Raw genomic sequence first — 4,480 nt, forward strand, 5'->3', positions numbered from 1 at the left:
GAAGTACTCGTCGAGAGTTTTCCAATCGGCGCGGATGCCATAATGGTCGAGTTCCGGCTGAAGGTCTTTGAGCGTGCGGTCATTCACCGGGGCCGGCGATTCGCCCTCGCCGGTGATCTCGGTGGTGATCCCCTGGCGAAGTTTGCTTTCCGCGCGTGAGTCCACCAGCAGCGTGTATTCGGATTGGCCGAGCATGTCCAGGAAGCCGGGCGAGACAATCATCCGGCCGGCATCAATCGTGCGCTTGGCCGGCTGGCCAGCCAGCTTGCCGATGGCGGCGATTCGTCCGTCGCGGATGCCGACGTCACCGTAAAACCAGGGGTTGCCGCTGCCGTCCACAATCTTGCCGTTGATGATGAGAATGTCGAAATCAGCGCTGGAGGCAGAGGAAACAAAGGAAGCAAGGAAGCAAAGGAGGCAGAGGAAAAGAACCAACTGTCGCGTCTTTTTCATGGAAGCTCCGGCAAAAAAGAAAATGGTCGGCGGTATGTTACGCGAAAGAGCCGAGCTACGGTAGCCGTCTCACCCGCCGGCGGGGCAATGGTTGGTAGCTGTCTGCCCGCGAACGGCGATGGAGGGTAAGAGCGAAATGCCAACAGCTACGTCCCTGCGGGCTCACCGTGCCGGCTAGCAGCAGCCTACTGAGCAGGCGCTAACTAAGCAGGCTCAAGCCCAGCGGCGGGACGTAGCCGGACATGCGGAGGATCTCCGCGTATTCCTCTTCCGCCAGCGGCGAGACGGCCAACCGTGATTTGGCCAGGAATTTCATCCGGCGCAGCCGCCGGTTGGTCTTCAATTCCACATAGGGTACCGAGCGCGGCAGTTTTTGCACGGCGCGCAAGTTGACGATCAACTGTTTGCCGGCCGCGTCATGCGGGTTGGGGTAGGAGTCAGAGGCCGCTTCGGCCATCGCATAGACCAGTTTATCCGGCGCGCCATGGTAGCAAAGGACCTTGTCGCCCTTCTTGACCTGCTTCATATAGCGCAGGGCATCGGAGTTCTTCATCCCGTTCCACATCTCCTTGCCCTTGACGAACAGCGTATCCCAGTGGTAGCGGCCCGGGTCGGAAAGGAAAAGCCAGTAGCGAGCCATTCTCACTCACCCCCGAACATCAAAGTGGGGTTACCGCTAAAACAAAAAGGAGACGAATGAAGCTCGTGCGCATTCGTCTCCGGTGCAGGATGCCGGCTTGCCCCTCTCTCCGCCGGGCAGCCTCCCTGCTCAGGTTTCAATTTCGACCAAAACACTATCGCCTTCAATTTTCACTTCGTAGGTCGGCACCTTAAGAGCGGCGTTCGTGGCAACCTGGCCGGTCTTGACATCATATTGCCAGCCGTGCCAGGGGCAGGTGACGACGTTTGCTTCGAGCATGCCCACGCCGAGCGGTCCGCCGCGATGCAGGCAGGTGTTGTCAATCGCGTAGATCGAGCCCTCCACATTGGCCAGCGCCACCGATTTCCCATCCACCTGAAATTCGCGAATGGTTCCTGGCGGCAGATCCACCAGTTTGGCCGCTCGCGCGTACTTGGGCATCGCCCGGCTCCTTTCTTCCCACCCGTCCCGATGCATCGGGACGGGCAAAATCTGGATGCATGCGGTTAGCGAGGATTCATGGTCTGGGCGACCATGACGCCCTTCTTGAATTCCTCCACCATGCCCTCATCGAGATGCACTTCCGTGGGCCGCTTCGCCAGCGACATCTGGTCAATCTTGTCCTGCAGCTTCAGCAGGCCGTAGAAAAGGTTTTCCGGGCGAGGCGGGCAGCCGGTCACGTAAACGTCCACCGGGACAATCTTGTCCACGCCCTGAAGGACGCTGTACGTGTTGAACGGCCCGCCCACGCTCGAGCAGGCTCCCATGGAAATGCACCACTTCGGTTCGGGCATCTGCTCCCAGATCCGCCTCAGCACCGGCCCCATCTTCAACGTCACCGTCCCGGCAACAATCATCAAATCCGACTGACGCGGCGACGGACGGAAAACTTCAGCGCCGAACCGGGCAATATCGAAGCGCGAGGTGGAGCTGGCAATCATCTCAATCGCGCAACACGCCAGCCCGAAAGTCAGCGGCCAGAGCGCCGATTTGCGCGCCCAGTTGAAGACATAGTCCACCGTGCTGATGACAAAATTCTTTTCGAAGCGATTCTCCAGATAACCCATCTTGTTTTCCTGCAAAATCAGTATAGCATAGACGTTGCTCCAGGCAAAAAATCGGGGCTGTATTTCGATAAGTCCTATCTTTGCAAATACTTAGAGCTGTCGGCCCCATTCTATTCTGGAGGTTCGGTACACGCCCTTTCCCAGGCCTCGGATTACTCCGGCTTGCTTCCGAAAAACAGCAACGCCCCTTCCTCTTGAAATTTTCGCAATTCTTCGGCGTCCTTGAACCACTGGCCGTGGTATTCGCGGGGCACGGGGCGATCATCCACGATGCGGCGGTGACCGGTCTCGACAAACCCGGCTTGCTTGATCAGGTCGCACCACTCATCGCCGCTCAGGAGATGCGTGGGCGGAAGCAAAGGCACCCACTGGTGGGTATAGATATTCTCCTTGTACAGGTTAATGAGAATCCAGGCGCTCCCGCCCGGCCGGAGCACGCGAAAAATTTCGCGCAAAGCTTTAGCCGGGTCAGGCCAATAGTAGGCTGACTCGACCGAAAACGCCTTGTGAAAAAAGTCGCCATCCCAGGGAATTTGTTCGACGCCGCTCGCAAGGAACATGACGTTCAGGAGGTCGCGGTAATGGCGCCGCGCTCGCCCGATCATTTCATCGGACACGTCCATGCCGACCACCTGGCCCTGGGTGACGATCTGCGCCAGCAGCGCGCTGGTCCAGCCCGAGCCGCAACCCAGGTCGAGGATGCGATCGGTAGCCTCAATGCCCATGAGCGGAAGCGTCTTCTCGGTGATGCGGAGATGCTCCTGCTGCATCTCGTCGCCGCGGCCGGCGCTGGCCCAGCGGTTGAATTCTTCCCGCAGCAAATCCTCAGGACGGTTCGGCATCGCCCAGGCATTCTATCTTGGCCTCCGCCGGCCGGCAAACCGGTTGCGTTGTCCCATTTCTCTTCCCGAGGTAATATCGCTGCCCGCGCGTGATCTTCCCTGGAGGCGGTGATGAAGATTGAGCCCTTCCTGATGGAACGGATGCAGTCCACCTGGGAAAATGTCGTTCGCTACAACCTTTCCGAAAGCGGTGTCCACCCCATTCCGCTCGGCGAGCTGGTGAGCCAGGAACAGCTCCAAGCGATGCTGGCCACGGGGCTCGGCTACAGCCAGTCCAACGGCACCGAAGAGTTGCGGAGCATCATCGCCGCCGGCTATGCGGGTGCCACCCTGGACAACATCCTGGTGACCACCGGCTGCTCCGAGGCCAATTTCGTTGTCACCTGGGCGATGCTCGAGCCGGGTGACGAACTCCTCCTGATGCTTCCGAATTACATGCAAATCTGGGGACTCGCCCGGAGCCACGGCGCCACGGTCGAGCCGCTCCGCCTGCGCGAGGAGACCGGATGGCGCCTGGATCTCGATGCATTGCGCGCGCTCATCACCCCGCGCACCAAGCTGATCGCCATCTGCAACCCGAACAATCCCACGGGCGCAATCCTGGATGAGGCGGAGATGGAAACGATCTCGAACCTGGCCAGTAGAGCTGGCTGCTGGATTCTGGCGGATGAGGTTTACCAGGGAGCGGAACTCGACGGCCGCACCACGCCCAGTTTCTGGGGTCGCTACGAGCGCGTCATCATCACCAACGGCCTCTCGAAGGCCTATGGCCTGCCCGGCATCCGCACGGGCTGGGTGGTGGCGCCGGCGGATTGGATTGCGCGGCTCTGGGCCTATCACGACTACCTCACCATCGGCCCCAGCACGCTGAACGATTTCTTGGCGCGCATTGCCCTCCATCCCCAACGCCGCCCCAGGATCGTCGAGCGCACGCAGCGCATCCTGCAAAGCAATCTTCCGGTTTTGAAAGCCTGGATGGCCGCGCACGGCGAGATGTTTACCTGCATTCCGCCACGCGCCGGCGCCATCGCCTTCATGAAGTACAACCTGCCCGTCAATTCCACCGAGCTGGTGGAGAAGATCCTGCACGAAAAGAGCGTCTTGATTGTCCCGGGCGATCATTTCGGGATGGATCGCTACCTCCGCATCGGCTATGGAGCCGAGCCCGATTATCTGCGGGCCGGGTTGGATTTGATCCACGAAGTCCTCTTGGAAGTTTCGGCGGCGCGGGCCACCCAGAGGGCGACCTGAGCCGGGCGGCTATTCTGGGGCTCGAAAATCGAAACTCGAAAAGCGAAAATCGTTTATGCAGATGCGGGTCTCAGGCGGCAGCTTTTCTGTAATCCCCGGCAAATAGCGGCATTGCGGCAACCTTATCGAAATTTCGCTTGCCTCAGGGCGGATGTTGTTGTACAAAGTCGGCACTCGATGTTCTTCGAGTCCTGCTCGGGACAAGTGGAGAAATTGGCACCAGTCGC

6 protein-coding genes are annotated in these 4,480 nt (G+C 59.7%); 1 reads left to right on the forward strand and 5 read right to left on the reverse strand.

Going from position 1 to position 4,480, the window contains the following annotated elements; genetic code table 11:
- The 5 genes from VIH17_01460 to VIH17_01480 form a co-directional block, all read right to left on the reverse strand.
- On the reverse strand, positions 1-453 hold a 453-nt coding region (locus VIH17_01460; protein HEY4681899.1), incomplete at its 3' end, for a hypothetical protein.
- A gap of 199 nt (positions 454-652) precedes the next feature.
- Positions 653-1,093, reverse strand: coding sequence for an EVE domain-containing protein (locus tag VIH17_01465; GenBank protein ID HEY4681900.1), 441 nt, complete (start codon positions 1,091-1,093; stop codon positions 653-655).
- 129 nt (positions 1,094-1,222) lie between these two features.
- The gene (locus VIH17_01470) at positions 1,223-1,534 is read right to left on the reverse strand and encodes a Rieske 2Fe-2S domain-containing protein (protein ID HEY4681901.1); all 312 of its coding nucleotides are present in this window, start codon (positions 1,532-1,534) and stop codon (positions 1,223-1,225) included.
- 65 nt (positions 1,535-1,599) lie between these two features.
- The gene (locus VIH17_01475) at positions 1,600-2,160 is read right to left on the reverse strand and encodes an NADH-quinone oxidoreductase subunit B family protein (protein ID HEY4681902.1); all 561 of its coding nucleotides are present in this window, start codon (positions 2,158-2,160) and stop codon (positions 1,600-1,602) included.
- Positions 2,161-2,312: 152 nt separating this feature from the next.
- Positions 2,313-3,002 (reverse strand): methyltransferase domain-containing protein, encoded by a 690-nt coding sequence (locus tag VIH17_01480; GenBank protein ID HEY4681903.1) that lies wholly within the window; start codon positions 3,000-3,002, stop codon positions 2,313-2,315.
- A gap of 111 nt (positions 3,003-3,113) precedes the next feature.
- On the opposite strand from VIH17_01480, the gene VIH17_01485 reads away from it, so the two are divergent.
- A complete protein-coding gene (locus VIH17_01485) occupies positions 3,114-4,253 on the forward strand; it encodes an aminotransferase class I/II-fold pyridoxal phosphate-dependent enzyme (protein ID HEY4681904.1) in 1,140 nt (379 codons plus the stop codon).
- The last annotated feature ends 227 nt before the right edge of the window (positions 4,254-4,480 follow it).

It is taken from the genome of Candidatus Acidiferrales bacterium, assembly GCA_036514995.1.
Lineage (GTDB): Bacteria > Acidobacteriota > Terriglobia > Acidiferrales > DATBWB01 > DATBWB01.

Bases quoted from the DNA above. Each gene is read 5' to 3' on its own strand.
- VIH17_01465 (HEY4681900.1), bottom strand. From the start codon at position 1,093: ATGGCTCGCTACTGGCTTTTCCTTTCCGACCCGGGCCGCTACCACTGG.
- VIH17_01470 (HEY4681901.1), bottom strand. From the start codon at position 1,534: ATGCCCAAGTACGCGCGAGCGGCCAAACTGGTGGATCTGCCGCCAGGA.
- VIH17_01475 (HEY4681902.1), bottom strand. From the start codon at position 2,160: ATGGGTTATCTGGAGAATCGCTTCGAAAAGAATTTTGTCATCAGCACG.
- VIH17_01480 (HEY4681903.1), bottom strand. From the start codon at position 3,002: ATGCCGAACCGTCCTGAGGATTTGCTGCGGGAAGAATTCAACCGCTGG.
- VIH17_01485 (HEY4681904.1), top strand. From the start codon at position 3,114: ATGAAGATTGAGCCCTTCCTGATGGAACGGATGCAGTCCACCTGGGAA.